At 67.2% G+C, this 26,496-nt stretch carries 22 protein-coding genes; 3 read left to right on the top strand and 19 right to left on the bottom strand.

From position 1 onward, the window contains the following. The first annotated feature begins 152 nt into the window (after positions 1-152). Together WDC87_RS09030 and WDC87_RS09025 are read left to right on the top strand one after the other, a co-directional pair. The gene (locus WDC87_RS09030; protein WP_252744336.1) at positions 153-3,227 is read left to right on the top strand and encodes a TonB-dependent receptor; all 3,075 of its coding nucleotides are present in this window, start codon (positions 153-155) and stop codon (positions 3,225-3,227) included. 189 nt (positions 3,228-3,416) lie between these two features. After that, on the top strand, positions 3,417-3,611 hold the full coding sequence (locus tag WDC87_RS09025) for a heavy-metal-associated domain-containing protein (RefSeq protein ID WP_049438338.1): 195 nt from the start codon (positions 3,417-3,419) through the stop codon (positions 3,609-3,611). Between the two features lie 77 nt (positions 3,612-3,688). Here the strand turns inward: WDC87_RS09025 and cueR are convergent, their stop codons facing one another. From cueR to hisS, 18 genes are all read right to left on the bottom strand, one after another. Beyond that, positions 3,689-4,144: a Cu(I)-responsive transcriptional regulator gene (gene cueR / locus WDC87_RS09020; protein ID WP_088497331.1), complete on the bottom strand. Its 456-nt coding sequence runs from the start codon at positions 4,142-4,144 to the stop codon at positions 3,689-3,691. A gap of 11 nt (positions 4,145-4,155) precedes the next feature. Continuing rightward, entirely contained in the window at positions 4,156-6,657 is a 2,502-nt protein-coding gene (locus WDC87_RS09015) for a heavy metal translocating P-type ATPase (protein ID WP_301655249.1), read from the bottom strand. Between the two features lie 161 nt (positions 6,658-6,818). Beyond that, a complete protein-coding gene (locus tag WDC87_RS09010) occupies positions 6,819-9,776 on the bottom strand; it encodes a TonB-dependent receptor (RefSeq protein ID WP_252744945.1) in 2,958 nt (985 codons plus the stop codon). A gap of 392 nt (positions 9,777-10,168) precedes the next feature. After that, a complete protein-coding gene (locus tag WDC87_RS09005; RefSeq protein ID WP_088497322.1) occupies positions 10,169-10,906 on the bottom strand; it encodes a copper homeostasis protein CutC in 738 nt (245 codons plus the stop codon). Further along, positions 10,903-11,901 carry a N(4)-(beta-N-acetylglucosaminyl)-L-asparaginase gene (locus tag WDC87_RS09000; RefSeq protein ID WP_072169076.1) on the bottom strand — a complete coding sequence of 333 codons (999 nt, stop codon included), beginning with the start codon at positions 11,899-11,901 and terminating at the stop codon, positions 10,903-10,905. Before WDC87_RS09000 ends, WDC87_RS09005 begins: the two co-directional genes overlap by 4 nt. A gap of 51 nt (positions 11,902-11,952) precedes the next feature. Beyond that, a complete protein-coding gene (locus tag WDC87_RS08995; RefSeq protein ID WP_088497321.1) occupies positions 11,953-12,975 on the bottom strand; it encodes a glucokinase in 1,023 nt (340 codons plus the stop codon). Between the two features lie 84 nt (positions 12,976-13,059). Then, complete coding sequence (locus WDC87_RS08990) at positions 13,060-13,344, bottom strand: hypothetical protein (protein WP_072169074.1); 285 nt, start codon at positions 13,342-13,344, stop codon at positions 13,060-13,062. Positions 13,345-13,379: 35 nt separating this feature from the next. Then, the gene (locus tag WDC87_RS08985; protein WP_252744944.1) at positions 13,380-14,969 is read right to left on the bottom strand and encodes a calcineurin-like phosphoesterase family protein; all 1,590 of its coding nucleotides are present in this window, start codon (positions 14,967-14,969) and stop codon (positions 13,380-13,382) included. A gap of 25 nt (positions 14,970-14,994) precedes the next feature. Further along, positions 14,995-15,615, bottom strand: a complete 621-nt coding sequence (gene hisIE / locus WDC87_RS08980) for a bifunctional phosphoribosyl-AMP cyclohydrolase/phosphoribosyl-ATP diphosphatase HisIE (protein WP_072169072.1) — start codon at positions 15,613-15,615, stop codon at positions 14,995-14,997. Continuing rightward, positions 15,605-16,381 (bottom strand): imidazole glycerol phosphate synthase subunit HisF, encoded by a 777-nt coding sequence (gene hisF, locus WDC87_RS08975; protein ID WP_252744943.1) that lies wholly within the window; start codon positions 16,379-16,381, stop codon positions 15,605-15,607. The genes hisIE and hisF overlap by 11 nt, the downstream gene beginning before the upstream one ends. Beyond that, on the bottom strand, positions 16,375-17,109 hold the full coding sequence (hisA, locus tag WDC87_RS08970; RefSeq protein ID WP_252744942.1) for a 1-(5-phosphoribosyl)-5-[(5-phosphoribosylamino)methylideneamino]imidazole-4-carboxamide isomerase: 735 nt from the start codon (positions 17,107-17,109) through the stop codon (positions 16,375-16,377). The genes hisF and hisA overlap by 7 nt, the downstream gene beginning before the upstream one ends. Then, positions 17,106-17,708: an imidazole glycerol phosphate synthase subunit HisH gene (hisH, locus tag WDC87_RS08965; RefSeq protein WP_072169069.1), complete on the bottom strand. Its 603-nt coding sequence runs from the start codon at positions 17,706-17,708 to the stop codon at positions 17,106-17,108. The genes hisA and hisH overlap by 4 nt, the downstream gene beginning before the upstream one ends. Further along, the gene (gene hisB / locus WDC87_RS08960) at positions 17,705-18,778 is read right to left on the bottom strand and encodes a bifunctional histidinol-phosphatase/imidazoleglycerol-phosphate dehydratase HisB (RefSeq protein WP_252744941.1); all 1,074 of its coding nucleotides are present in this window, start codon (positions 18,776-18,778) and stop codon (positions 17,705-17,707) included. Before hisB ends, hisH begins: the two co-directional genes overlap by 4 nt. Beyond that, positions 18,775-19,869 carry a histidinol-phosphate transaminase gene (gene hisC / locus WDC87_RS08955; RefSeq protein WP_188241337.1) on the bottom strand — a complete coding sequence of 365 codons (1,095 nt, stop codon included), beginning with the start codon at positions 19,867-19,869 and terminating at the stop codon, positions 18,775-18,777. Before hisC ends, hisB begins: the two co-directional genes overlap by 4 nt. Then, a complete protein-coding gene (hisD, locus tag WDC87_RS08950) occupies positions 19,866-21,161 on the bottom strand; it encodes a histidinol dehydrogenase (RefSeq protein ID WP_252744940.1) in 1,296 nt (431 codons plus the stop codon). Before hisD ends, hisC begins: the two co-directional genes overlap by 4 nt. Further along, a complete protein-coding gene (gene hisG, locus WDC87_RS08945) occupies positions 21,158-22,069 on the bottom strand; it encodes an ATP phosphoribosyltransferase (RefSeq protein ID WP_049438529.1) in 912 nt (303 codons plus the stop codon). Before hisG ends, hisD begins: the two co-directional genes overlap by 4 nt. Positions 22,070-22,103: 34 nt before the next feature. Then, positions 22,104-22,412 carry a YerC/YecD family TrpR-related protein gene (locus WDC87_RS08940; protein WP_088497315.1) on the bottom strand — a complete coding sequence of 103 codons (309 nt, stop codon included), beginning with the start codon at positions 22,410-22,412 and terminating at the stop codon, positions 22,104-22,106. A 440-nt stretch (positions 22,413-22,852) separates the two neighbouring features. Then, on the bottom strand, positions 22,853-24,247 hold the full coding sequence (gene hisS / locus WDC87_RS08935; RefSeq protein WP_072169064.1) for a histidine--tRNA ligase: 1,395 nt from the start codon (positions 24,245-24,247) through the stop codon (positions 22,853-22,855). A gap of 127 nt (positions 24,248-24,374) precedes the next feature. On the opposite strand from hisS, the gene WDC87_RS08930 reads away from it, so the two are divergent. Continuing rightward, entirely contained in the window at positions 24,375-25,127 is a 753-nt protein-coding gene (locus tag WDC87_RS08930) for a helix-turn-helix domain-containing protein (protein WP_005416324.1), read from the top strand. Positions 25,128-25,184: 57 nt separating this feature from the next. Here the strand turns inward: WDC87_RS08930 and thrC are convergent, their stop codons facing one another. After that, complete coding sequence (gene thrC, locus WDC87_RS08925; protein WP_252744528.1) at positions 25,185-26,471, bottom strand: threonine synthase; 1,287 nt, start codon at positions 26,469-26,471, stop codon at positions 25,185-25,187. Between the last annotated feature and the right edge of the window lie 25 nt (positions 26,472-26,496).

Genomic DNA, 26,496 nt, shown 5'->3' with positions numbered 1-26,496 from the left:
GGCCGGGAGTTGGGGGAGCAGCAACAGGACGTACCAGGCCACACGGGCGGCGCTACTGCCATTGCACGGCGACAGCCGCAAAGTCACTTCAAATTAGATCGATTCAAGTTGTCCGTGCCACGTCACCGGATCAATCCAGGAGAGAGGGAGAGATGGGAATGAAGCATTCAACACGTACGCACGGCCAGGACGCATTGTCGCTGGCCATCGCGCTGGCCCTGGCCGCCGCCGTCGTTCCGGCTGGCGCCGCCGCGCAACAGGCCACGTCCACCGGCGGGCAGGATGCCACCACCCTGGACAGCGTCCAGGTCACCGGCTACCGCTACGCCATTGAAAAGAGCCTCGAGCAGAAGCGCGACGCCAACGCGGTGGTCGAGGTGATCACCGCCGAGGACGTCGGCAAGTTCCCCGACAAGAACGTGGCCGACGCACTGCAGCGCGTGCCCGGCGTGGTCATCACCCGCAGCGGTGGCGAAGGCAAGAGCGTCAGTGTGCGCGGCCTTGCGCCGGACCTGACCCTGACCCAGTTGAACGGCAACTTCGTCGCCTCGTCAGAGACCAACAACGAAGCGACACGCTCCTTCAACTACACCCTGCTGCCATCGAACATGTTGTCCAGCGCGGAGCTGTTCAAGTCGCCGGAAGCACGCATCGACGAAGGCGGCATCGGCGGCACGGTCATCCTGCATACCCGTCGCCCGCTGGACATGGAATCCAACTCCGGCTACGTGAACCTGGAGGGCACCACCTCCGATACCAGCCACGATGTCGATCCGCAGGCGTCCGCGCTGTACTCGTGGCACAGCAAGGATGAGCGCTTCGGCGTCCTCGTCGGCGTGACCCAGCAGAAGCGCACCACACGCACCATGGAAGCCAGCACCGAGGACTACCAGTGGTACGGCAATGGCACCACGGCCCGCGATGCCAACGGCAACCTGCTGGAGCAGGATGGCATCCACTACTGGTGGGGCCAGTCCGGCTTCAACAACCAGGCTGGCAAGAACTACAGCGAATTCTTCATGCCGACCTCGGTGAACTTCGCGGTGAAGGAAGAGAAGCGCGAGCGCAAGGGCGGCCAGCTGACCTTCCAGTTCAAGCCGGTCGACAACGTCACGATGACCGCGAACTACTTCCGCTTCGAGCTGCAGGGTGACTACACCCAGAACATGCTGAAGGTGCCGGAGTGGAACCTGGCCCGCTACAACCAGGACGGCAACTGGGCCGGCGGCCGCCTGCTCAACGGCCTGGATTTCGACCCGAGTGGCAGCATCGTCACGGGTGCGCAGTACCAGAAGCTGGCCGGAAAGACCTATTACTGCAGTGAGGAAGAAGCAGCGGCAGCCGGCCTGGAACCCGGTGGCTGGGGCCCGGACGACTGCACCATCCCCACTCCGCAGCTCACCGGTGGATACAGCAAGGAAAAGGCACTGTCGCAGACCGCCGACCTGACCATCGACTGGGATATCAGCCCGCTGTGGAAGGCCTCGTTCACCGGCGGCCGCACCTGGTCCGAAGGTGGTCCGTCGATGAATTTCCGCATGTCGGCCAAGCCGCGCCGCAAGGTTGGCAACCAGTGGCAGTCCGGCAACCAGTACACCGCCTGGGACCTGACCGGCACGCCGTCGGTGCAGTTCTCGCCGGACCTGCAGCAGCAGTTGATGGCGGGCGTGGCCGAAGTCGATACCGGCTCGACCGATTCGTCGTGGATGCAGACCGAGGTCAAGCAGAACTACTTCCAGGCCGACGTCACCAAGCTGTTCGAGGCCGGCTGGCTGGATTCGATCCAGTTCGGCGCCAAGTACCGCGATGGCAAGGTCCACCGCAACACCGGCAACACCTATTGGGTGTGCCCGGGCCTGGATCCGTCCGACTATGACAACAATCGCTACCAGGCCGGCTGCGATCCGACCGCAGGCGATGCGCAACCGGGCTTCTTCCTGTCCAACCCGATCAGCAACATCACCGGCGCGTTCAACGCCAACGTGTTCCCGGGCATCAACTACCCGGCCTACATCGACTACCTGAACAAGACCTACGGTGGCTCGCACAACCGTACCGAAGAAGACTTCGTCTACGACGTCAACGAGAAGATCCATTCCGGCTACTTCCAGGCCAACTTCCGCACTGAGCGGGTACGCGGCAACATCGGCGTGCGCGTGGTGCGGACCAAGCAGTTCGCCCAGTCCAGCGATTCGGTCGAGCGCTTCAACGACTATTTCGTCGACAACGCCAGCGGCGCGCCGATGAGCTGCGATGATCCGGCCGCCGACCCGAACCTGCGCTGCCAGGGTGGCTTCGTCCGCCTGCCCGACCCGCAGGTGCGCGACAAGGTGTATGCCCTGTCGTCGCTGGAAAAGACCTATACCGACGTGCTGCCCAGCTTCAACATTGCCTGGGACATCACCGACAACCTGGTGCTGCGTGGCGCGGCATCGAAGGTGGTCGCGCGCCCGAGCTACACCAGCATCGCCTATCCCGGTGGTCTGCGTTACATCAGCGAAGAGTACGCCAACGACCGCCGCGTCACCGGCGGCACCGACACGCCCGGCTGGTACGGCTCGGGCAGCAACAAGGCGCTGGAACCGTTCAAGGCGGTACAGTTCGACCTGGGCCTGGAGTGGTACTTCCAGCCGGGCGCGGTCGCAGGTGTTTCGCTGTTCCGCAAGAACGTGGACAACTTCACCGTGCCGGTGGTGCGCGACCAGCAGATGAACGTCGGCGGGCAGTCGGTCACCGTGCAGAAGTACGAGACCCAGGCCAATGGCCGCGATGGCGTGTCCCAGGGCGTGGAACTGTATGGCCAGTACACGTTCGACTTCGGACTGGGCGTGCAGGCCAACTACACCTACAACGACACCAACCTGGCCTCGATCGTGCTGGATGGCGAGGAAATCGGCTCCTCGCCGCTGGTCGGCAGTGCCAAGAACCAGGCCAACGTTACGGTGTTCTACGAGAACGACAAGTTCCTGGCGCGCGCCTCGTACAACCGTCGTGGTGAAGTGGTCGGCGGTCTGAACAATGGCATGACCACCTACACCAAGCCTTACAGCCAGCTTGACCTGAACGTGGCCTACAACCTCACTCCGGACTGGACGGTGACCGCCGCCGTACTGAACGCCACCAAGTCCGAGCTGCGCAGCTACATCGGCAACGACAGCCAGGCCCGCCTGCTGTCCAACCTGTACGCCGGCCGCCAGCTGTACTTCGGCGTGAACTGGAAGTTCTGAGGCAGCGCCGGGCCTGGCCCGGCGCAGTCTTGCCCGCCCCGGCGGGAATGGTCCTCCACGGCAGCCGCGCTGGTACAGGCGGCTGCCGTTTTCATGGGTGCCTGCGCCGCCGTTCAGCCACCTGCTTGACCCTGCCATCGTTGGAAGGTGCACACTGGTTTCATCTCACGAGCACCGAAGGAGCTACAGATGGAATTCCATGTTGACGGCATGACCTGCGGCGGCTGCGCGCGCAGCGTGACCCGCGCCATCCAGCAGATCGATCCGAACGCCAGTGTGGTGGCCGATCCGCCGACCGGCCTGGTCAAGGTGCAGACCACCGCATCACAGGAGCAGGTGTTCGCCGCGCTGAACGATGCGGGTTTCCCGCCGCGCACTGCCTGATCCCCTGCCCTCTGCCACAGCGAAGCCCGCCCCGTGCACTGTCACCGGGCGGGCTTTTTTGTACGCGACATGGAAACTCAGCGCTTGCGCGCGCGCCGCCGCACCGCGCCGGTCTTCGCTGCATCGACCGACAGCGGAGCCTCATCGTCTTCACCCAGCCGCTCCAGGATCGGGCACTCAGGGCGCTCGTCGCCTGCACAGCAACGGATCAGCGATTTCAGCGTGTCGGCCATCTGCCGCATGCTCTGGATGCGTTGTTCCAGGTCGGCGATGTGCTGCTCGGCCAGGTGCTTGACGTCGGCACTGTGCCGCGCGGTGTCGTTCCACAGGCCCAGCAGGTCACTGATTTCGGCCACCTGGAAGCCGAGATCGCGCGCGCGGCGGATGAAGCGCAGGCGATGGATGTCCGCCCGCGAATACGCCCGGTAGCCCGATTCGGTGCGATCGGCCGCGGGGATCAGGCCGATCTGTTCGTAGTAGCGGATCATCTTCGCCGACACGCTGGAGGCCTTGGCGGCGTCACCGATGTTCATGCGGTTCTCCTTCAATGGGTCGTGGCGTGGGCATCCGCCATCGGCGGCTGGAAGCGGCGCAGGCGCATCGCGTTGCCCAGCACGAACACACTGGACAGCGCCATCGCACCGGCCGCGAACACCGGCGACAGCAGCACGCCCCAGGCCGGGTACAGCACGCCGGCCGCGACGGGAATCAATGCGGTGTTGTAGGCGAACGCCCAGAACAGGTTCTGCCGGATGTTGCCCAGCGTCGCCTTGGACAGCGCAATGGCATTGGGCACGCCCTGCAGGTTACCCGACATCAGCACCACGTCGGCCGACTCCACCGCGATATCGGTGCCGGTACCAATGGCCAGGCCGACATCGGCTTCAGCCAACGCAGGGGCATCGTTGATGCCGTCGCCGACGAAGGCGACGTGCCCATGCGTGGCCTTCAGCCGACGCACTGCCTCGACCTTGCCTTCCGGCAGCACCTCGGCCACCACTTCATCGATGCCGAGCTGGCGCGCGATCGCCTGCGCGGTCCCGGCGTTGTCGCCGGTGATCATCGCCACCTTCAGGCCCAACCGATGCAGCGCCGCGATCGCTGCGGGGGTGCTCGGCTTGATCGGATCGGATACCGCAATGATCGCGGCCAGGCGTCCATCGATGGCCACGTACATCGGTGACTTGCCCTGCGTGCCGAGTTCCGCCGCCAATGCTGCGAATGCGGTGATGTCCACGCCCAGGTCGCGCATGAAGCGATCGGCACCGACCTCCACGCGTGCACCCTCGACACTGGCCCGCACGCCCATGCCGGTGACCGATTCGAAGTCGACCATGCCCGGCAACGTGATGCCCTGCCCGGTCGCGGCATCAACAATCGCGCGGGCGATGGGATGCTCCGAGCGCGACTCCACCGCGGCCACTGCCGCCAGAACCCTGTTGCGATCGAAGCCGGCAGCAATCTCCAGATCGGTCAGGCGCGGGCGGCCTTCGGTCAGCGTGCCGGTCTTGTCCACCGCCACCACCTGCGCGTCCTTCAGCAGCTGCAGTGCTTCGCCCTTGCGGAACAGCACGCCCATTTCGGCGCCACGACCGGTTCCGACCATGATCGAGGTCGGCGTGGCCAGGCCCATCGCGCACGGGCAGGCAATGATCAGTACCGCCACCGCATTGACCAGTGCGAAGCTCAGTGCCGGCGATGGACCGAAGATCAACCAGACCGCGAAGGTCGCCAGCGCGGCCAGCATCACCGCCGGCACAAACCACAACGTGACCTTGTCGACCACCGCCTGGATCGGCAGCTTCGAGCCCTGCGCCTGTTCGACCATGCGGATGATCTGCGCCAGCAGGGTCTGCGCGCCCACGGCCGTGGCCCGCACCGTCAGTGCGCCCTTCTGGTTGACCGTGCCACCCACCACGCTGCTGCCCGGCAGCTTCTCGACCGGAATCGGCTCGCCGCTGATCATCGATTCATCGATGTAGCTGCGGCCCTCAGCCACCTCGCCGTCGACCGGCACGCGCTCGCCCGGGCGCACTTCCACCAGGTCGCCGCTCTGCACTTCATTGACCGGGATTTCGACCGCGCGGCCGTCACGGATCACATGGGCCACCTTGGCCTGCAGGTTGACCAGGCGCTTGATCGCTTCGGAGGTGCGGCCCTTGGCCCGGGCCTCGAGGAAGCGGCCGAGCAGGATCAGCGCGACGATCACCGCCGCCGCTTCGTAGTAGACGTTCACCGTGCCCGGCGGCAGCAGCCGCGGTGCAAAGGTCGCTACCACCGAATAGCCGAACGCCGCGGCGGTGCCCACCGCCACCAGTGAATTCATGTCCGGCGCCAACCGCAGCAGCGCCGGGAAGCCCTTCTGGTAGAAGCGGCGCCCGGGGATGGCCAGCACCAGGAGCGTCAGTGCGAACTGCAGGTACCAGCTGGCCTGCATGCCGAGGGTGGACATCACCCATGCGTGCATGCCGGGGATCAGGTGCGAGCCCATTTCCAGTACGAACACCGGCAGTGCCAGCGCGGTGGCCACGATCAGGTCGCGCTTCAGTCCGGCGCGCTCGGCATCCTTCTTTTCCGCAGCCTGATCATCGGACTGCACACCCGCCTCGATCACACGTGCGTCATAGCCGGCCTTGTCGATCGCGGCGACCAGCGCAGCCACGTCCGCCATGCCACGCACCGTGGCGCGCTCGGTGGCCAGGTTGACGCTGGCCTGGCTGACGCCGGGCACGGCCAACAGCGCGCGTTCGACACGGCCCACGCAGGAAGCGCAGGTCATGCCTTCGACCGCCAGTTCGGTGGTCGCCGCGGGCACGTCATAGCCCACCCGCTCCACCGCCTGGACAAGCGCCGCGCGATCCACCGGGCCCGACGGACGAATGTCCGCCCGCTCGGTGGCCAGGTTCACCGAGACACTGCCCACGCCCTCGACCCTGGACAGTGCTGCCTCGACCCGGCCCACGCAGCTGGCGCAGGTCATGCCCTCGATGGGCAGGCTGATGGTGGAGGGGCTGGCGGGGGCGGCAGCGGCGCGCGGCATGCTCATGATCGGATTCCCGGGTTTCCTTCTGGATGCGGACAGGCTAAACCTTGCCATCGTGGGAAGGTCAAATCCAGCCTGTCCGCATGCCTGAAGGGAGCGCCGCCCCCGGCGTCCCGTTTCCGCATCCACGCATGGCGTGGATCCAGCGGCGGAGGTCGGTCTCCTCAGAAGGTGAACACATACTCCAATGCGAACTCGCGGCCGACCGCGCTCAGCAACCGGGTCGGGGCGAAGTCATAGTCCAGCTTGTACGGGTCCTTGTGGTTCCAGCTGGCCGAATTGAACACGTTGTTGACGTAGACATTGACCTTGGCGTGCTCGGTCACCTGGTAACCCACGTTGACGTTCCAGGTGATGAACGGGCCGACCCGGCCGAAGTAGCGCGAGGTCTGCTGGCCCGCGTTGGGGTTCGGGTTCACCGAGCCATCCGGCAGCTGTGCCGGTTCCAGGCAGTTCAGCGACGGGCTGTCACTGGGCACGTAGCCGTCGGCGAACGGCAGGCAGCCGCCGGGATTGTCCAGGCGGTCGGTGCCCCAGTGATAGCGCACGCCCGGCACCGAGCCCACGCGGTCGGCATAGACGTTGGCGTTCCAGTTGCCGCGCTGCCAGGCCAGGCTCGCGCGCAGCTTGCTGCGCAGGTCCCGGTCGCGCCGTTCCGGGTTCGGGTCGTTGGCGTAGCGCTGTTCCTTGGTCGAGATCTGGTTGGTGTAGTTCAGGCCCAGCTGGAAGCTGCCCCACTGCGCGGTTTCCAGGCGATAGCGTGCAGTCAGGTCGATGCCGCGCACTTCCCGGCTGGCCAGGTTGAACGGGCCGCGCTCGATCGATACCAGGCGGCCGCTGCTGTCACGGTTCACGCGGGCCAGGATGCCGGCGCAATAGTCGCCACCGGCCGGATTGGCCCACGGCGTGCCATCGATGTTCTTGCCGGTCAGGCAGCCGGCCTCGCTGGCCAGCACCTCGTCGGCGCCGACGTCGACGATCATGTCTTCCAGCTTGATCGCCCAGTAGTCGGCGCTGAACGACAGGTTCGGCATCACGTCCCAGACGAAGCCGACCGTCCACGAATCGCCGGTTTCCGAACGCAGCAGCGGCGTGCCACGCCGGTTCACGTCGAAGGTGTACCAGACATCGGTGTTGCCCACGCCACAGTTGTTGACCAGGTAGGCACCGCTCTGGATGCAGCGCAGGCGGTCATAGGTCTGCACTTCGGAACTGCTCGGCTGGCCCAGCAGGTAGTGCATGTCCGGCGCGTGGAAACTGGTGGCATACGAGCCACGCACCAGCAGCGATTCGACCGGGCGCCATTCCAGGCCGACGTTCCAGGTGGTCTCCTTCTGGCTGCCGATATCCAGCGCTTCACTGCTGTCATCGGCCTTGTAGTTGCCATAGCGGTCGTAGCGGGCGGCGGCGGTGGCCGTCACGCTCTCCAGCAGCGGGATCTTGAACTCGACGCCGGCCGAGTAACGGGTGCGCTCGCCGCCACCGCGATCGACGTTCTGCAGATCGAAGTCGATGCCGGCGCGCGGGTCCGGGCTGAGGTGATAGCCCTGCTGCGCGACTTCGGCCACGGCGGCGAACGAGATCGGGCCGGCCCAGCCCTGAAACAGCTCGCCGGTGATGTCCGCCGAGGCCTGGTTGACCCACGATGACGCGCGGTTCCTGGCGACCGTGCCCATCTGCCAGTACTGGTCCGGCGTGAGCGGATTCCACCAGCGCGATTCGTTCAACGCGTAGATCGCCTCGCCATCGGCGGTGGTACCCAGGCGCGGGCCGAGGAAGAAGTCGTACGACTTCTGCTCGTCCACCACGTTCTGCCGTTCTTCCACGCGATAGTAGGAACGCCCCACCGTGGCGCTCCAGTCGAAGCGGTCGGCAAGGCGGCCACGCAGGCCCGCGCTCCAGTCCCATGACAGCTCGCGGTTGGTGTTGCGCAGGGTGTCCAGGCCGCCGACTTCGTTCGGGGTGAACTGGCGCACGCCCAGGATCGGGCGGTTGCGGTTGGCATCCCAGTAATAGCCGTTGTCGTCGTCGATCAGCGAGACGCTGGGCGGGTTGGTGCCCCAGATCGCTTCGGAGCGGTACACCGCCAGGTTGGTCCAGGCCTGCAGGTCGCTGCTGAAATCGAAGGTGGCATACAGGTTGCCGGACACGTTCTCGGCACCACCGGTCAGCAGCCAGTTGGCGTAGTCGGCGCTCATGCCGCACAGGCGGCCGGTGTTGGTGATGGTGTTGGTAGCGTAGTTGTAGACCAGCCGATCGGCAGTGTAGTACTCGCGGTCGAACTTCTCGCAGGTGCCTGCAGGCGGTGCCAGGCGCTGGCCGTTGGTCGGGTCGATCAATGCCAGGCCCGAGGTGGGGCGGAAGCCGACCTTGCGCTGCTCCATGTTCCAGGAGGGATACGGTGCGTCGTCGGCGTCGTCCATCTGCGGTCGGTCGCGTCCGAACAGCGGATCGCGCTTGGTGTACTGCAGCGCGTAGGTCACGCTCCAGTTGTCGCCGGTCTTGCCGCCGGCCCAGGACAGGTCCCAAGTATCTCGCCCACCTTCTGTGGAGGTACCGCCACGCACGCGCACTTCGTCGCCGTCGTAGTTGGTCTTGAGGATGACGTTGACCACGCCGGCGATCGCATCCGAACCGTAGATCGCCGAGGCGCCGCCGGTCAGTACTTCGATGCGCTCGACCGCGGCAGCGGGAATGTTGCCGTAGTTGGAGAAGTTGGTTTCACCGCCATACGGCAGCGGGTAATCGGCCACGCGACGGCCGTTGACCAACAGCAGCGAGCGGTTCGGGCCCATGCCGCGCAGGTTCAGGCCACTGGCGTTGGGCGTGTGCGAGCCCCATTGCGAGGCGGCTTCAACGGTGCCGGTCGCTTCGGTGAGCGTCTTCAGCGCGTCATACACGCTGACGAAGCCCTCTTTCTGGATCTGCTGCGCGGTAATCACGTTGACCGGGGCCGGGCCTTCGACCGCGGCGCGCTTGATGCGCGAACCGGTAACGGTGACCGCATCCAAGTCCTTGGTGGACGAACTGGCCGCTTCCTGTGCACCCGCGGCCAGGGGCAACAGGGCCAGGACCAGTGCCTGGGACAGCAGGTGACGACGCTTGTGGACGATCTGAGCCATGGGTGGTTGCTCTTCGAAGATGTGGACGCACGGGCGGACGGTGGCGCGGCACTACGACGGATCCAGGCGCCTGGATCGGTTCACGACCGATATGGCACCTCCCCTGTGGATCGATCCAAACTAAAGCACAGCTGAACCACGCCGGGCATGCGGCGATGCAGCAACACCCTAGGCAATGCCGCTATCAGCCGCAGGTATCAAGAACAATCAAAGGGTTGCGAAACATCGCTGAGAGAACAGCGCACACGTCAATGACACGATCGCGACAACCGCGCGCGGAACGGTTTTGTCCGCGTCGTCGCGTGCGACTGTAGAGCCGAGCCCGTGCTCGGCTGATGTCGTTTGCCGCAAAGCGCAGCCGAGCGTTGGCTCGGCTCTACAGCAGAAGCGGGCTACCTTGCGCCGTCCAGCGCCTGCCGCAGCGCGGCCACGGTCGCGGTGGCGGTCTGGCTCCAGTCCGGGTCCAGGCCGCGCAAAGCCGGGTTCTGGAACTGCATCGCCGAGCGGCGCAGGCCCTTGGCCGAGGCGTGCAGTTCGGTGCAGCCGGTCCGTCGCGCAACGGCGGCGATGTTGGCCGGGCCCAGCCCGGCGCCGGCCATCACCGTGATACGTCCCGCCGCCTGGGTGACCAGACCCGCCAGCACATCGGCGCCGGCCTCTGCGCTGACCTGGCCGCCCGAGGTCAGCACGCGCTGACAACCCAGTCCGATCACCTGCTCCAGCGCCGCCGGCAGATCGCGGGCCGCGTCGAAGGCACGATGGAAAGTCACCTGCAGCGGCCCGGCGGCCTGCACCAGTTCACGGCACAACGCCAGGTCGATACCGCCCTGCACATCCAGCGCACCGATCACCACGCCATCGCAGCCCAGCGCGCGGCACTGCGCGATGTCACGCAGCATCAGTTCGGTTTCCAATGCGTCGTAGTGGAAATCACCCGGGCGCGGGCGCACCAGCACGAACAGCGGAATCGACAGGCGTTCGCGGGCGATCGCGATGGTGGCAAACGACGGCGTGGTGCCACCCTCGGCCAGGTTCTCGAACAGTTCGATGCGGTCGGCACCGCCGGCCTGCGCGGCCAGCGCCGAGGCCAGCGAGTTGCTGGCGATCTCCAGGGTCAGCCGCGTGCTCACGCCTGAGTGCTCATGTAGATCGACGGCGAGTCGCGCAGGTCGTCCTGGCGCTGTCCATCGCACACGGCGTAGACGAAGCCGCGGTGCAACGCGTAGGCACCCACCTCGCCCTGCTTGTTCATAGCCAGGAAGCACACCTGCAATGTTCTGCTCGCTTCGGGGCGCTTGCGCACCACGCGGTCGATGGCTTCGCGGCAGGCCTGCGCGGGCGAGCGCCCTTGGCGCATCAGCTCGACCACCAGGAACGAGGCGGCGTTGCGGATCATCTCCTCACCCACGCCCGAAGCAGTGGCCGCGCCCACTTCGTTGTCGACATACAGGCCGGCGCCGATGATCGGGCTGTCGCCGACCCGGCCGTGCAGCTTCCAGGCCATGCCGCTGGTGGTGCAGGCACCTGCAAGATGGCCCTTGGCATCCAGCGCCAGCATGCCGATGGTGTCGTGGTTGTCGCTGTTGCCGGGAATACCACGGCGCTCGGCATTGATCTGCGGCTGGTACTTCTCGGTCTTCAGCCACTCGCGCCAGGCCGCTTCGGCCTGCGGCGTCAGCAGGTGCCTGCGTTCAAAGCCCTGCTGCACCGCGAACTGCTGCGCGCCCTCGCCCACCAGCAGCACGTGCGGGCTGTTTTCCATCACTTTGCGGGCCACCGACACCGGATGCAGGATGTCGACCAGCGCGGCCACCGCACCACAACGGCCATCGCCATCCATGATGCTGGCGTCCAGGCTCAGCACGCCGTCGCGATCCGGGTTGCCGCAATGGCCGACGGTGGGGTTGCACAACTCGCTCTCGGCCCAGCGTGCACCGGCTTCAACTGCATCCAGTGCGCTGCCACCCTGCGCCAGCACCTTCCACGCGGCCTGGTTGGCCGGCACGCCGAAGTCCCAGGTCGAGACCACCCTGGCCCCACCCTGCGTGCGCGCCTGCACGCCCGGCAAGGCCACCATGCCTGCGGCCAGTGCGCCGGCCTGCAGGAACTGCCTGCGATCCACCATCTTCCCCTCCCAGTCTGCAATACACGGCCGGCCCGATGCCGGCCACGCCGATCAGTCGTGCGTGGGCTGCCGTGCGGCGTACCAGACCGCTGCGCCGAGAACGCCCAGCTGGCCATGCTCCACGCGCCATACCGGCACCTGGCGCAGCACCTCGGTCAGCACGCCCTTGTTGAGGAAGCGCTCACGGAAGCGACCATCGGCCAGGAAATCCTGCACATGCGCGGAAATGCCCCCGGCCAGGTACACCGAACGCGCCCCCACCGCGATCGCTGCGTCGCCTACCAGGCTGCCCAGCCAGGCACAGAACACCTGCAGCGTTTCCACGGCCAGCGCATCCTCACCGCTGCGCGCGGCACCGATCAGTGCCTCGGTACTGCTCCACACCGGAGTGACGCCGCGCAATTCGCACAGGCACGGATACAGGTTCATCAGGCCACTTCCGGACAGCACGCGCTCGTTGTCCACGTGCGGCCAGCGCTGCAGCAGCTTGTCCAGCACCTGCAGTTCCAGCGCGTTGCCGGCGCCGAGCGCGGCATGGCCGATCTCGCTGGCCAGCACCGGACGCTCGCCGTCGGCAAAGCGCAATGCTGCACCCAGACCGGTACCGGCGCCCAGCACCAGCGCCGGGAACGCCTGCGCCGGGTCAGCATCGCCATTGAGCGGCACCAGGGTGTCAGGCTGCAGGTAGGGAATGGCCAACGCCACCGCTTCAAAATCATTGATCAGCTGCAGCTCATGCAGCCCGGACTGCACCCGCGTGGCCGACAGCGAGACCGTCCACGGCAGGTTGGAATTGATCAGCACATCGCCATCGAGCAGGCCGGCGATGGCGACCACGGCGGCCTGTACCGGCTGGCCGAGGCCAGCGGTGAAATCGGCCAGGATCGCGGCCAGGCTGGGATGCTCGGCGCAGGCGTAGGTGCGATGGCTGCCCAGCAGTGGTGCCTGGCCGGGTTGCGTTTCAGCCAGCGCCAAACGGGCGAAGGTGCCGCCGACATCGGCGACAACGAGACTGCGCGGAAGACCGCCGCGGGCGGAGTCGGTGGAAACCGGGGACGCTGCTGCGATGGTCACGCTGGCCTGCTTGGATCGATTGAATCGCCCCGATTCTCAGGCATCGGGGCGGCTTTGCCTAGCGCGCCGGCGGTTCAGGTTGGCCTACATGCCTTCCTGTTCGGCCACCTGCACGCCATCCACCAGCACGCGCAGGCGCTGCGGGCGGAAGCCGGCGAACAACAGCGGCCGGGTGCGCTCGACCAGCACCTCATGGCCGGCGATGTGGCGCAGCCACGACTGTACCAGCGAGAACGAGAAGTGGGTGCCCGGATGCAGCGGATGCTGCACCCAGACCTTCTCGGCGGCGCTCTGCAGCAGCATCGCGCCGGTGAACCAGTGGCGGCTGAGGGTCACCGGCGTGGTGCCGGCCATGAAGCGGATATCCATGCGGGGTCCTTTCGCTGGAGAGGCCTTGCGGCGTGTCAGGGCTGGGCCGTCTGCAGGCTGTAGCGGGTGGTGGCGGTGAACACCACGCCATCGGGCTGGGTGGAGCGTACCTCTACCTTGTGGCTGCCCACGGCCAGGTCGGTCGGCAACGCCCCACGCCACAGGTGCGGCGAAGCGGTGGCCTCCGGCGAGCGGTCGTAGCCACGCAGGCTGTCAGCCAGATCGTCGGCCACGTTCTCTACCATCAGGCGCGGGTCGGGCTGGCTGACCTGCTTCATCGGCTGCCATGCGCCGCCATCAACGCGGTACTCGACCACGCTGGCGTCCTCGCCCATGTAGACGTTGGCGTACACACCCCACGCCGGATAGGCCCCCTGGCGCAGCACCTTCGGCGCATGCAGGCCGATCTGCTCGCTGGCCGGCTTGCCGGCCACCCGGTACTGCAGTCTGTAGCTGCCATTGGCGGCGATGTCCAGCAACGCGTAGCCCTTTGGCGTGCCATCACTCATGGTGCTGTCCGGCACGCCGGCGGCATCCTTCACCCCCGACCAGAACGCGCCGCAGTTGGCACCGACGTTGTATTCGTGCAGCGGCTTGTCACCGTTCCAGCCGTCGGCCTTGCCGTGGTAGACGTGCTGCTGGGTGTGGCTGTGGCCACTGAGCACCAGCACGTTGCGGAAGTCCTTCAGCAGGTCGAACAGGCGCTGGCGGTCAGCATGACGGAAGGTCTCGCGCCCCGGCGCGGCGTCGAACAGCGGGATGTGCATGCCCAGCACCAGCAGGCGGTCCTTGTGCAGGCCCTTCAGGTAGCTGGCAAGGAAAGCGAACTGGTCTTCGCGCAGGCCACCGACATACTTCGGCCTTGCGTTGGGGTCATACACCACGTCATCGAGGAACACGAAACTGGCACCGCCCTCTTCCACTGCGTAGGTATCCGGGCCGTAGATATTGCGCCAGCTGTCCAGCGAATGCTCATCGCTGGCGGCATCGAAATCGAGATCGTGATTGCCCGGCACATGGAACCACGGCACGCCCAGCGACGTAGTGACCTTGTTGATTGCCGGATACAGGGTCAGGTCATCGTTGACGATGTCACCCAAGGTGGTGCCCATGCGCGCCTTGGTCTGGCCGACCAGCGGCGACACGATCGACTGCTGGTAGTAGCCGATGTCCTTCAGGCTGGCGGTCTGGGAGTCGGTGAAGACCAGCATCTGGAAGCCGCGACGGCTGTCATGGCGATCCGGCTGCAGCGCGAAATCCCAGTTGCGGGTGACATCGCTGGTGGCGGCGATGCCGCCGTACTTCAGCGCCGGCGAGCCGTTCGGGCGGAAGTGGCGCCAGAACGAAGGCAGGCCGTCTGCCGCCTTCGGGAACGAATACGCATCGGGCTTGATCACGAACACGGTCTGGCCGTCACGCACCGGCAGGCTGTAGCTGCCGTCGGCGGCGGTCTTGACGATGGCCTCGCCGTTGGAGACCTGCACCCCGGCCAGGCCCGGATCGGTCGCACCGCGGCCCGGCTTGCCGTCACGCTCCAGATAGACCTTGCCGGTGACCACGGTGTCCGCAGCCCAGGCCGGCGAGGTCAGCAACAGGCAGCACAGCCAGGCGGCAGGCAGTTTCATGGGAGGCATCCGGCACTACCACGCTTCAACGATGGCGTTTTTCCAGCACCGCCCGCGCATCGTCCAGCGACAGACCGCGCGCGCGCAGCAGTACCAGCAGGTGGTACAGCAGGTCCGAAGCCTCACCGAGCAGTGCCTCGTCATCCTGCGCCACCGCCGCCAGCGCGGTCTCCACCCCCTCCTCACCCACCTTCTGTGCGATGCGGCGGATGCCGCCCTCGAACAGGCGGGTCGTATAGCTGCCCGGCGGGCGCTGCGCCTCACGCATCGCGACCAACTGGTCCAGCCCGCCCAGGAAGTCCTTCGGCGCCTGGTCGAAACAGCTCTCCGCACCCGTGTGGCAGGTTGGCCCCGCCGGGCGGGCCATCACCAGCAGCGTGTCGGCATCGCAGTCGACGCTGATCGACTGCACCACCAGCACGTTGCCGGACTGCTCGCCCTTGGTCCACAACCGCTGCTTGCTGCGGCTGAAGAACGTCATGTGGCCGATGGCCAGCGTGGCCGCCAGCGATTCTGCGCTGACATAGCCCAGCATCAGCACCTGCAGGGTATCGGCATCCTGCACCACGGCCGGCAGCAGGCCGTCGCCCTTGCCCCAGTCCAGCGCCTGCAGCGCATCCAGCGATGGCCTGACTTCAATAGACATCCCGCACCTCGATCTGCTGTGCGCGCAGGTAGCGCTTCAATTCCGGAATGGCGATGGCGCCGCTGTGGAACACGCTCGCCGCCAGCGCACCATCGACGTCGGCCTGGTCAAAGGCTTCGGCGAAGTGCTGCATCGCACCGGCGCCACCGGAGGCGATCAGCGGCACCTGGCACAGGGCCCGCGCCTGCTGCAACTGAGCGACATCGTAGCCGCGGCGCACACCATCGCTGTCCATGCAGTTCAGCACGATCTCACCGGCGCCCCGACGTTGCGCCTCGACAATCCAGTCCAGGGTGCGCAGTGGCACCGCCTGGGTCTTGTCCGGGTCTCCGCTGAAACGGCGCACCCGCCATTGGCCATCTGCTTCGCGCACCGAATCGACACCGACCACCACGCATTGCACGCCGAACTCGTCGGCCAGTTCAGTGATCAGTTCCGGGCGGCCCAGCGCGGGGGAGTTGATCGACACCTTGTCGGCACCGGTGAACAACACGCGACGCGCGGTTTCCACGCTGTCGATGCCACCGGCCACGCAGAACGGAATGTCGATCAGCCGCGCGATGCGCTCGATCCAGGCAACGTCGACCGAACGCGCCTCGGGGCTGGCGCCGATGTCATAGAACACCAGCTCGTCCGCCCCTTGGTCGCGATAGCGCTGTGCCAACTCAGCGATGTCGCCCATGTCGACGTGATCGCGGAAGCGCACGCCCTTGACCACGCGGCCATCGCGCACGTCGAGGCAGGGAATGATGCGGCGGCTCAACATGCCAGCGCCTCCGCCAGGTCCATGCGCTGCTCCAGCAGGGCCTTGCCGAGAATCGCACCACCGCAGCCGGCGGCACGCGCCTTGGCCACATCGGCCACGTCACGGATGCCGCCGGACGCCTGCACCGCCACCCCCGGCAGCAAGGCCGACAGGTGCTGGTAGAGGCCGATATTGGGCCCGGCCAGCATGCCATCGCGGGCGATGTCGGTGCACAAGAGATGGCGCATGCCGGCGCGCGCGTAGCGCTGGGCCAGGTCATCCAGGGTCACCCCGGCGTTCTCGGTCCAGCCGTGCACCGGCAGCTGCCACTGCCCCTGTGCGTCCTGGCGCGCGTCCAGCGCAATCGTGATGCGCTCGGCGCCGAATTCCTCCAGCCAGCCGACCACTTCATCGGGACGACGCACCGCCAGCGAACCGACCACCACGCGGCCGGCACCAGCATCAAGGATGCGCGCCACATCGTCGCGGCCACGCACGCCACCACCGGTCTGCACCTGCAGCGGCGCCTGCGCGCGGATCGCCGCCAGCAGCGGCGCCAGCGTATAGCCACCAGCGCGTGCAGCATCCAGGTCGACCAGATGCATCCACTGCGCGCCCTGCGCGGCGAAGGCCTGCGCGCGCGGCAGCGGATCGTCGCCGTAGGAGGTTTCCTGCGCGTAGTCGCCCTGGCGCAGCCGCACCACGCGGCCATCGCGGATATCCAGCGCGGGGTAGACGATGAAACTCATGCAGCAGTGCCCTCGAGGAAATTGCGCAGCATCAGCGAGCCGGTTTCGCCGGAACGTTCGGGATGGAACTGCGCGCCGTAGTAACGCCCCTGCTCCACCACGGCGGTGAACAGCCCGCCGTGGTCGCAGGCAGCGACGGTGTGGGTATTCAAGGGTGCCGCATAGCTATGTACGAAGTAGGCGCTGGCGCGTTCCGGCACACCCTGCAACAGCAGCGACTCACGTAGCGGCAGCAGGCGGTTCCAGCCCATGTGCGGCACGCGGATGCCACAGGCCGGCACCAGCTTGCGCACCACGCCCGGAATCAGTCCCAGTGTCTCTACGCCCGCTTCCTCGGAGCGTTCGAACAGCAACTGCATGCCAAGACAGATGCCCATCAGCGGCACCTCCAGCCGCTGCAACGGCTCCACCAGGCCCTGCGCGTGCAGACGCTGCATGCCGGGACTGGCGGCGCCGACGCCGGGCAGGATCACCCGCCGCGCCCCCACCAGGCCGTCCGCGTCGCGCACCAGCCGCACCGTCGCGCCGAGGCGCTCCAGTGCGTAGCGCACCGAGCCCAGGTTGGCACCACCGGCATCGATCAGCGCGACGTCGCTCACAATGCCCCCTTGGTGCTCGGCAGTGCCGTGCCCTGCCGGGCCAGCGCCGGGCGCAGTGCGCGCGCCAGCGCCTTGAAGCAGGCCTCCACCTTGTGGTGATCGTTGTCGCCGCGTACCTGCAGGTTGAGGGTCAGGCCACTGGCATCGCACAGCGAACGGAAGAAGTGCGGCACCAGCTCGGTCGGCATGTCGCCCACCCGCTCGCGCTTGAACTCGCCCTCGAACACGAAGTACGGGCGGCCGCTGAAGTCCAGCGCGGCGCTGGCCAGGGTCTCGTCCATCGGCAGGGTGAAGCCGTAGCGGCCGATGCCGCGCTTGTCGCCCAGCGCCTCGCGCAGGGCCTGGCCCAGGGCCAGCCCGGTGTCCTCGATGGTGTGGTGCTCATCGATGTGCAGGTCACCCTCGGCCTGGATATCGAGGGCGAAGCCGCCGTGCTTGCCGATCTGTTCGAGCATGTGGTCGAAGAACGGCAGGCCGGTGGCGATGCGCGCATCACCGGCGCGATCCAGGTCCAGCTCAACGCGGATCTTCGTTTCTTTGGTGTTGCGCTGGACCACGGCGGTGCGCGGCGCGTCGGCCAGCGCGTGCGCGATGCCCGGCCAGTCCCACTCGCCACCGAACTGTTCGGTACGCAACTGGAAGCCCCGGATGTTGAGGTTGTCGGCGAACTGCAGGTCGGTGATGCGGTCGCCAACCATGGCCGAGCGTGCCCAGTCGATGCTGCGGTCCTGCAGGTAGCCAGTCATCAGGCCGATGCCCGGCTTGCGGGTCGGCGCATTGTCCTGCGGCCAGCTGCAGTCGATCAGCACGTCACGGAAGGTGATGCCCTGGCTCTCGAAGATCTGCAGCATCAGGTCGTTGGGGCCATCGAAGCTGGCGCGTGGGTAGCTGTCGCTGCCCAGGCCGTCCTGGTTGGTGACAATCACGAACTGGTAGCCGGCATCACGCAGCTTCAGCAGCGCCGGGATCACCTGCGGCACGAAGCGCAGCTTCTCGTAGGCATCGATCTGGAAATCGGACGGCTCCTCGATGAGGGTGCCGTCGCGGTCTATGAACAGGATCGGGGTCATGCTGCGGCCCTCCGCGCCGACAGGGTCGCAAGCACGCGGTCATTCTCTTCGGGGCTGCCGATGCTGATGCGCAGCGCATCACCCAACTGCGGCGCGGCGCGCTGGTCCCGCACCACCACGCCCGCAGCCAGCAGCGTATCGAACGCGGCCTGGGCATCGGCTAAGCGGACCAGCAGGTAGTTGCCGGATGAGCGGTAGACGCGACGCACGCCGGGCAGGCCCAGCAGCGCCACGCGCAGGCGTTCGCGCTCGGCAATCACCGTGGCTACGCGTTCGGCGGTCCTGGCCAGCGTGGCGGGTTGCAGCGCCTGTACCGCCAGTTCCGCGCACGGCGTCGGCACCGGGTACGGCGCCTGGCAGCGGCGCAGCACAGCAATCAGCTCCGGGGCGGCCATCAGGGTGCCGATACGGGCAGCAGCCAGCGCGTGCGCCTTGGACAAGGTGCGCAGTACCGCCAGGTTGGCGTGTGCGGCCAGAAGCGTGGTGGCCGATGCGCGCCCTGCGTACTCCACATAGGCCTCGTCCACCACCACCAGCGCCTGCCCGCGCAGCGCAACCGCCACACGCTCGACCTCTTCCAAGGCGATGTCACTGCCGGCCGGGTTCGACGGTGCGCACAGGAACACCAGCTTGGCACCCTGCGCCTTGGCCGCATCGATCACCGCATCCAGATCGGCGCGCAGGCCATCCTCGCTGTCCACCAGCGGCACTTCAATCAATGCGGCACCCTGCAGGCGCGCGCAGACGGCGTACATGCCGAACACCGGCGGCGTGACCAGCACGCCATCGCGACCCGGCACGCACAGCGCGCGTACCAGCAGATCAATGGCCTCGTCGCTGCCGCGGCCGACCAGCAGCTGCTGCGGCGTCACGCCGTACAGCGCCGCCAAGCCTTCGCGCAACGCCAACGGTTGCGGCTCCGGATAGCGCCGGCTGCTGCCAGCCGCATCGGCCGGATTGGCCCAGGCCGACTCGTTGGCGTTCAACCAGACCTCGCCCTGCACCGCCGCACTGCGTGCCGAGCTGTAGCCGGCGAACGCCTGCAGATCCGGGCGTACCAGCGCCAGCACATCCTCGATAGCCGCGCTCATGCCGCCACCTCCATGCGCAATGCCACCGCACGCTCGTGGGCATCCAGGCCTTCGGCGCTGGCGATGATGCGCGCGCAGCCGCCGATCGCGGCCAGGCCGGCGGCACTGGCGCTCTGCACGCTGATCAGGTTCTGGAAGCTGGCAACACTCACGCCGCTGTAGGCACGTGCGGCACCGGCGGTGGGCAGTACGTGGTTGGTGCCGCTGCAGTAGTCACCCAGTGCTTCGGGGGTGTAATCACCCAGGAACACCGAGCCGGCCGCCTGCACCTTGTCCAGCCACGCACGCGGATCACGCAGCGCCAGGATCAGGTGCTCCGGCGCATAGCGGTTGCTGATCGCGAAGGCCTCGTCCAACGAATCAACCTGGATCAGGCGCGACGCTGACAGCGCCTGGCGCGCAATCTGCTCGCGCGGCAGCAGGGCCACCTGGCGCTCGACCTCAGCCTCGACCGCCGCCAGCATCCCGGCATCGTCGGTCAGCAGCAGCACCTGCGAATCCGGGCCGTGTTCGGCCTGCGACAGCAGGTCGGCGGCCACGAACGCCGGATTGGCACCGGCATCGGCAATCACCAGCACCTCCGAAGGACCGGCCGGCATGTCGATGGCGGCGGCGCCCTCCTGTGCGACCTGCTGCTTCGCTTCGGTCACGAAGCTGTTGCCCGGCCCGAACAGCTTGTCGCAGGCGGGAATGCTTGCGGTGCCATGGGCCATGGCAGCGATCGCCTGCGCGCCGCCCAGCTTGAACACGCGCTGCACGCCGGTCAGCCGCGCCGCCACCAGTACGGCCGGGTCTGCGCTGCCATCGGCTCGCGGCGGCGTGCACAGCACCACCTGCGGGCAGCCGGCCAGCTGTGCCGGAACGCCCAGCATCAGCGCGGTAGACGGCAGCGGTGCGCTGCCGGCCGGCACGTACAGGCCGACGCGGCCGATCGGCCGCAGCATGCGCTCGCAGACCACGCCTGGCGCGGTTTCAACTGCGTATCCCTTGCCCATGCCGGCGGCGTGGAAGCGGGCGATGCGCTCGGCGGCTTCCACCATGGCCTGGCGCAGTTCGGCGGGGACAGCGGCTTCGGCCGCCGCGAACTCGGCTTCGCTCACTTCAAAGGACCACAGTTCGACACCATCGAAGCGTGCGGTGATCGCACGCAGCGCGTCGTCGCCCTGCGCGCGCACCTGTGCAATCAGCGTCGCCACCGCGTCGCGGGTCTGCTGCGCCACGGTCTGCACCGGGCGGGTCAATGCCGCGCTGCGCGCGGCCTCATCAAGTCGGGACCAGATCAGACGGTTCATGCCAGCGACCGCTCCACGCTCAGTACCATCAGGCCCTGCGCACCCGCGCGCTCGAGTTCCTCCATGCGCTGCCAGCTCAGCGGGCCGGGGCACATGGTCTGCAGGCGCAGCGCACCGCCATCGGCGGGCAACCGCACCAGCGGCTCGGCATCGGCCAGCAACTGCGCCAGCGCGTCGACGCGATCCTCGCTGGCGCGGAACATCAGCAGCTTGCGGTCCTGGCGCTGCACCACGCCATCGAGTCGGCGCAGCAGCATCGCGCGCAGCGAAGCGCGTGCATCATCCGGCACTCGTACTGCACCGGCCAGCACCGCCTCGCTGTCGAGCAGGTTGTGTACCGGGGTCAACTGGTTGGCGCGCAGCGTGGCACCGCTCGAGACCAGATCACAGATCAGGTCGGCAGTGCCCAGGCGCGGGGCGATTTCCACCGAACCGGACAATTCGACCACCTGCGCGTCCACGCCCTGCTCCGCCAGCCACTGCGTGAGGATGGCCGGGTAGCTGGTGGCGATGCGGGTACCGGCCAGCTGCGCCGGACCCTGCCACTGCCATTCCTCCGGCACCGCCAGCATCAGCCGGCACTGGCCGAAGCCCAGCCCGCGCAGCGCCTGATAGGCGTCAGGCAGGCCGATCTGGCGGCGTGCCGCGGCCTGCTCGTCCAGTTCATTGCGGCCGACGATGCCGAGGTCGCAGACGCCGTCAGCGATCAGGCCGGGGATGTCGTCGTCGCGCACCAGCAGGAGGTCTACCGGCAGCGATTCACCGTAGCAGAACAACTTGTCACGGCTTTCGCGCCAGCTCAGGCCACAGGCGCTGAGCAGGTTGCGGGCGGGCTCGGCCAGCCGGCCACTCTTCTGGATGGCGATACGCAGCCGGTCTCGTGCCGGCGCTGCCTGGGTTGCACTCATGGGGGAGGTCTCGAAGTTCGGAACGGGGCGCGGATCAGCGCGAAGCAAGGCGGTCGATGGCAGCGGCATAGCCTCGATGGCCATGCTCAAGCGTGCGTGCCACCCGTCCGGTGGTGGTCACGCTCACGCCGGTGCGCTCGTGGATCTCGCGATACGGCACGCCCTGCTGCAGCAACGGCACCACTTTCCAGCGGTCGGCCATGGCTTCCAGTTCGGCCGGCGTGCACAGATCGCGCAGGAAGGCTTCCACCTGCTCCGGCTCGCGCAGGGCGGCAAAGGCCAGGGCCAGGGCTTCCAGGTCGGCCTTCGGGTCTTTGGCGGCAATCTCGGGGCGGGCTTTCACGGGGCTGTTTCCATGCATCAATGTAATAGCGCGTTAGTACATTAGCGCATTCTTGCGCAGTGCGTCAAATCGTCAGTTGGGGTACGGCAGGGCTGCTGCCCTGCACCCGCAGAGGCAAGAGCCAGAGCAACAGCAAAGCTGGTTTCCGAGGGTTGGCGGGATGGATCCGCTTGAGGGGGGCGCTGCAAGTACCCCTCCGGGGCCCGGCCCAGCCGCTGGCGGCTGGGCGTTCGGGCGCTTGCGAAGCAGTGCTTCGCAAGCAAAGCGCCCTCACCCATGTAAGCTCGGTCGCCGCATTTATGCGGCTCACGCCCCCTCAACCGGACCCACCCCGCCTTCGACGGTTGGCCGCGAGCTGTCGGGACGGCCGGGGCCCGGAAACGAAAACGCCCACCGGTTGGTGGGCGTTTCCTTGAAGTGTTGCATGCTGCCAGTGGCCGTTACATCACCTTGGACTGCTCCAGCTCCACCTGCAAAGTGCTCGCCAGCTCATCGCGGGAGACTTCGAACTGCTGCTCGCGCACCAGGTCCTTCACCGCCACCACGCCGCGCGCCAGCTCGTCCTCACCGGCCAGCACCACGAAGCGGATGCCCGCCTTGGCGGCATACTGGAACTGCTTGCCGATCTTCTTCGGCTCCATCTGCACTTCGGTATTAATGCCACCGGCGCGCAGGCGGCGGGCGATGTCCAGCGACTGCGGCATGCCCTGCTCGTCCATCAGCGCCACCAGCGCCTGCACGCTGCTGGCCTCGATGCCATCGATCAGGCCGGCCTCGCGCAGCTGCCAGAACAGGCGCGACAGGCCGATGGAAATGCCCACGCCCGGCAACTTGGACTTGCTGTAGTGGCTGGCCAGGTCTTCGTAGCGGCCGCCCGAGCAGATCGAGCCGATCTGCGGGTGGTCGGTCAACGTTGTCTCGTAGACGGTGCCGGTGTAGTAGTCCAGGCCGCGCGCAATGGAGAAGTTCAGGCAGTACGCGCTCTCCGGCACACCCAGCGCCTGCACCAGCTGCAGCACTTCGCGCAGCTCGGCCACGCCGGTGCGCAGGATTTCCGAAGAGCCGCCGTCGGCTTCAAGCGTGGCCAGCTGCGCCAGCGCATCGGCATGGCCCTGCGAACGCACGGCCACAAAGGCCAGGATCTTCTCGACCTGCTCGCCCGGGATGTTGAAGCCCTCGCCCACCAGCGTCTCGCGCACGTAATCGGCGCCGCGCTTGTCCAGCTTGTCCACTTCACGCAGCACCGCCAGCTGGCGCTCGCCTTCGGCCACGCCCAGGCTCTCGAAGAAGCCGCGCATGAGCTTGCGGTTGTTCAGCTGGATGCTGAAGTCACCGATGCGCAGTTCCGAGAACACGGCGTGGATGACCGCCAGCACTTCGGCATCATAGCGAACGCTCAGGCTGTCCTTGCCGATCACGTCGATGTCGCACTGGTAGAACTCGCGGAAACGGCCGCGCTGGGCACGCTCGCCGCGGTAAACGCGCTGCATCTGGTAGCGACGGAACGGGAAGGTGAGTTCGTGTTCGTGCTCGGCCACGTAGCGTGCCAGCGGCACGGTCAGGTCGAAGCGCAGCGCCATCTCCGGCAGCGAACGGTCGCCCGATTCGGCCGCATTGGCCAGCGCACCGGTGGACTGCACGAAGTACACCTGGCGCTCGGTCTCGCCGCCGGACTTGGTCAGCAGCACGTCGGACAGCTCGAACACCGGCGTCTCCACCGGCAGGAACCCGAAGCGCTCGTAGTTGCGGCGGATCACGTCCAGCATGCGCTGGAACGCAATCTGCTCGCGCGGCAGCAGTTCAAGGGTGCCGGGCGGGGTACGGGGCTTGATCACGGGTGGAACTCCTGCTGGAACGGGACGTGGGAGGGGGCGACATTCTAGCGCCCCCGCCTCGGGCAGGGTCGAACGGCCGCTTGAAGTATCATAAGGCCCTCCCCCGCCCGCGATACGCCCCCGCAACATGTCACGGCCTTCCGGCGCTCCGCCCGCCACCAACGATCCCGCCTCGCCGTCCTGCACCACGCTGGACTGCCTGCACTGCTCGGTTCGCCACCTTGCGGTGTGCTCGGCGCTGTCGCCCGATGAAGTGCAGGCGCTGGAACAGGTCACCGTTTCGCAGCAGGTCAGCATGGGCAGCACGCTGGCCCGCACGGGTGAAGAACGCGACCATGTCTATACATTGACTGCCGGCGCACTGCGCCTGGTACGCACCCTGGCCGACGGCCGCCGCCAGATCAACGGCTTCGTGTTGCCCGGCGACTACCTGGGCCTGAGCGGCAGCGACCATCACCGCTACGACATCGAAGCCATCGCCGACAGCCGTGTCTGCCGCGTCGCGCTGCCACAGATGAAGGCGCTCCGCAGCCGCTTCCCGCACCTGGAGCGCAAGCTGCTGCAGCGTGCCTGCCAGGAACTGGATGCCGCGCAGGACGCTGCACTGGCGCTGGCACGCCTGCAGCCGGCCGAGAAGCTGGCTGATTTCCTGCTGCGCCTGGCCGCGCGTGAAGCCAGGCTGGGCGGCGACGGCCTGCGCGTGTCGCTGCCGATGGGCCGAGGCGACATCGCCGACCATCTGGGCCTGACCATGGAAACGGTCAGCCGCACCTTCACCAAGCTGCGCCAGCAAGGGCTGATTGCCCTGCCCCACCTGAACGTAGTGGAGATCCTCGACGAGGACGGGCTGCGCACGCTGGCCGGTGAAGGGTTGATCTGACCGCACTGCGGTTGCTGGGATTGCCGGCCAGCGGCCGGCAATCCCATCCATCTCCGATCAACGCAACAACACCTCGCGCAACGCCGCGTAATCGGCGGCCAACGGTTCGGCGTGCGCCGGCCGTTGCAACAACGCATCCAATGCCGGCGGCACGGCCACAGGTTCGCCGATCAACGGCTCGACCACGGCCTCGAACTTGGCCGGATGCGCAGTGGCCACCACCGCCCAGTCGCCCTTGGCACCACGGGCGCGCAGGTCCTGCAGCACCTTCACCGCCGTAGCCGTATGCGGGCATAACAGCTCGCCCCTGCTGGCATGCGCGGCGGCAATGGTGGCCCGGATGGTCACGTCATCCACGGCAAACGCCCGGAAGGCAGCACGCAGTTCGGCATCGTCGCCCTGGTAGAGCCAGCGCAGGCGCTCGAAGTTGCTGGGCGCCCCCACATCCATGGCATTGGCCACGGTCGCCACGCTGGCCTGCGGGTGGTACTCGCCACCGTTGAAGTACGCCGGCAATACGGCGTTGGCATTGGTGGCCAGCACGATCTGTCCGATCGGCACGCCCAGCGCGCGCGCCAGCACTGCGGCCATTGCGTTGCCCAGGTTGCCGGTCGGTACCACCAGGTTGAGCCGGCGACGATGCAACGCGTAGTGGCTCAGTGCCGTATGTGCGTAGTAACTCATCTGCGGCAGCAGGCGACCGAGGCTGATGCTGTTGGCCGAGCTCAGCGGCACCTGTGCCTGCAGTTCGCGGTCGGCCAGCGCCTGCTTGACCATGGCCTGGCAGTCGTCGAAGGCACCGGCCACGCGCAGCGCCTGGATGTTGTCACCGAAGCAGCCGAGCTGGTGCGCCTGGCGCGGTGACACGCGGCCATCCGGATACAGCACCACCACGCGTACGCCTGGCTGGCGATGGAAGGCCGCGGCAACGGCGGCGCCGGTATCGCCAGAGGTGGCGACGACGATGGTCAGTTCGCGGTCCTTGCCGGCCTGCAGCCGCGACAGCGTACCGGCCAGGAAACGCGCACCAATGTCCTTGAACGCCGCCGTCGGTCCATGGAACAGTTCCAGCACGTGGTCACCGTCGCCGAGCGCGCGCAGCGGCACCGGGAAGTCGAACGCCTCGCGGCAGATCGACGGTAATCCGGCCTCCAGCGCATCCCCGGCGAAGAACGGTGCCAGCAGGTCTGCAGCGGTATCGGCCAGGGTCGCACCGGCTTCCAGCTCACGTGGCGCCGGCAGTACCTGGGGCACGTACAGGCCACCATCGGGCGCCAAGCCTGCAGCAATGGCCGCGCTGAGGCCAACGGCCGGGGACCGGCCGCGGGTCGAAACGAATTGCATGGGTTCAGTATCCAAAGAGGGAGAA

This window comes from Stenotrophomonas maltophilia group sp. Smal12, assembly GCF_037079935.1.
In the GTDB taxonomy this organism is placed as follows: domain Bacteria; phylum Pseudomonadota; class Gammaproteobacteria; order Xanthomonadales; family Xanthomonadaceae; genus Stenotrophomonas; species Stenotrophomonas sepilia.
Note: the sequence above shows the minus strand (reverse complement) of the source record. Positions and strands in the feature narration are given on the sequence as shown.

What these genes read in the sequence shown, in the direction of transcription:
- WDC87_RS09030 (WP_252744336.1), top strand. Translation starts at nt 153, where the DNA reads ATGGGAATGAAGCATTCAACACGTACGCACGGCCAGGACGCATTGTCG.
- WDC87_RS09025 (WP_049438338.1), top strand. Translation starts at nt 3,417, where the DNA reads ATGGAATTCCATGTTGACGGCATGACCTGCGGCGGCTGCGCGCGCAGC.
- cueR (WP_088497331.1), bottom strand. Translation starts at nt 4,144, where the DNA reads ATGAACATCGGTGACGCCGCCAAGGCCTCCAGCGTGTCGGCGAAGATG.
- WDC87_RS09015 (WP_301655249.1), bottom strand. Translation starts at nt 6,657, where the DNA reads ATGAGCATGCCGCGCGCCGCTGCCGCCCCCGCCAGCCCCTCCACCATC.
- WDC87_RS09010 (WP_252744945.1), bottom strand. Translation starts at nt 9,776, where the DNA reads ATGGCTCAGATCGTCCACAAGCGTCGTCACCTGCTGTCCCAGGCACTG.
- WDC87_RS09000 (WP_072169076.1), bottom strand. Translation starts at nt 11,901, where the DNA reads ATGGTGGATCGCAGGCAGTTCCTGCAGGCCGGCGCACTGGCCGCAGGC.
- WDC87_RS08990 (WP_072169074.1), bottom strand. Translation starts at nt 13,344, where the DNA reads ATGGATATCCGCTTCATGGCCGGCACCACGCCGGTGACCCTCAGCCGC.
- WDC87_RS08985 (WP_252744944.1), bottom strand. Translation starts at nt 14,969, where the DNA reads ATGAAACTGCCTGCCGCCTGGCTGTGCTGCCTGTTGCTGACCTCGCCG.
- hisIE (WP_072169072.1), bottom strand. Translation starts at nt 15,615, where the DNA reads ATGTCTATTGAAGTCAGGCCATCGCTGGATGCGCTGCAGGCGCTGGAC.
- hisF (WP_252744943.1), bottom strand. Translation starts at nt 16,381, where the DNA reads ATGTTGAGCCGCCGCATCATTCCCTGCCTCGACGTGCGCGATGGCCGC.
- hisA (WP_252744942.1), bottom strand. Translation starts at nt 17,109, where the DNA reads ATGAGTTTCATCGTCTACCCCGCGCTGGATATCCGCGATGGCCGCGTG.
- hisB (WP_252744941.1), bottom strand. Translation starts at nt 18,778, where the DNA reads ATGACCCCGATCCTGTTCATAGACCGCGACGGCACCCTCATCGAGGAG.
- hisC (WP_188241337.1), bottom strand. Translation starts at nt 19,869, where the DNA reads ATGAGCGCGGCTATCGAGGATGTGCTGGCGCTGGTACGCCCGGATCTG.
- hisD (WP_252744940.1), bottom strand. Translation starts at nt 21,161, where the DNA reads ATGAACCGTCTGATCTGGTCCCGACTTGATGAGGCCGCGCGCAGCGCG.
- hisG (WP_049438529.1), bottom strand. Translation starts at nt 22,069, where the DNA reads ATGAGTGCAACCCAGGCAGCGCCGGCACGAGACCGGCTGCGTATCGCC.
- WDC87_RS08930 (WP_005416324.1), top strand. Translation starts at nt 24,375, where the DNA reads ATGTCACGGCCTTCCGGCGCTCCGCCCGCCACCAACGATCCCGCCTCG.
- thrC (WP_252744528.1), bottom strand. Translation starts at nt 26,471, where the DNA reads ATGCAATTCGTTTCGACCCGCGGCCGGTCCCCGGCCGTTGGCCTCAGC.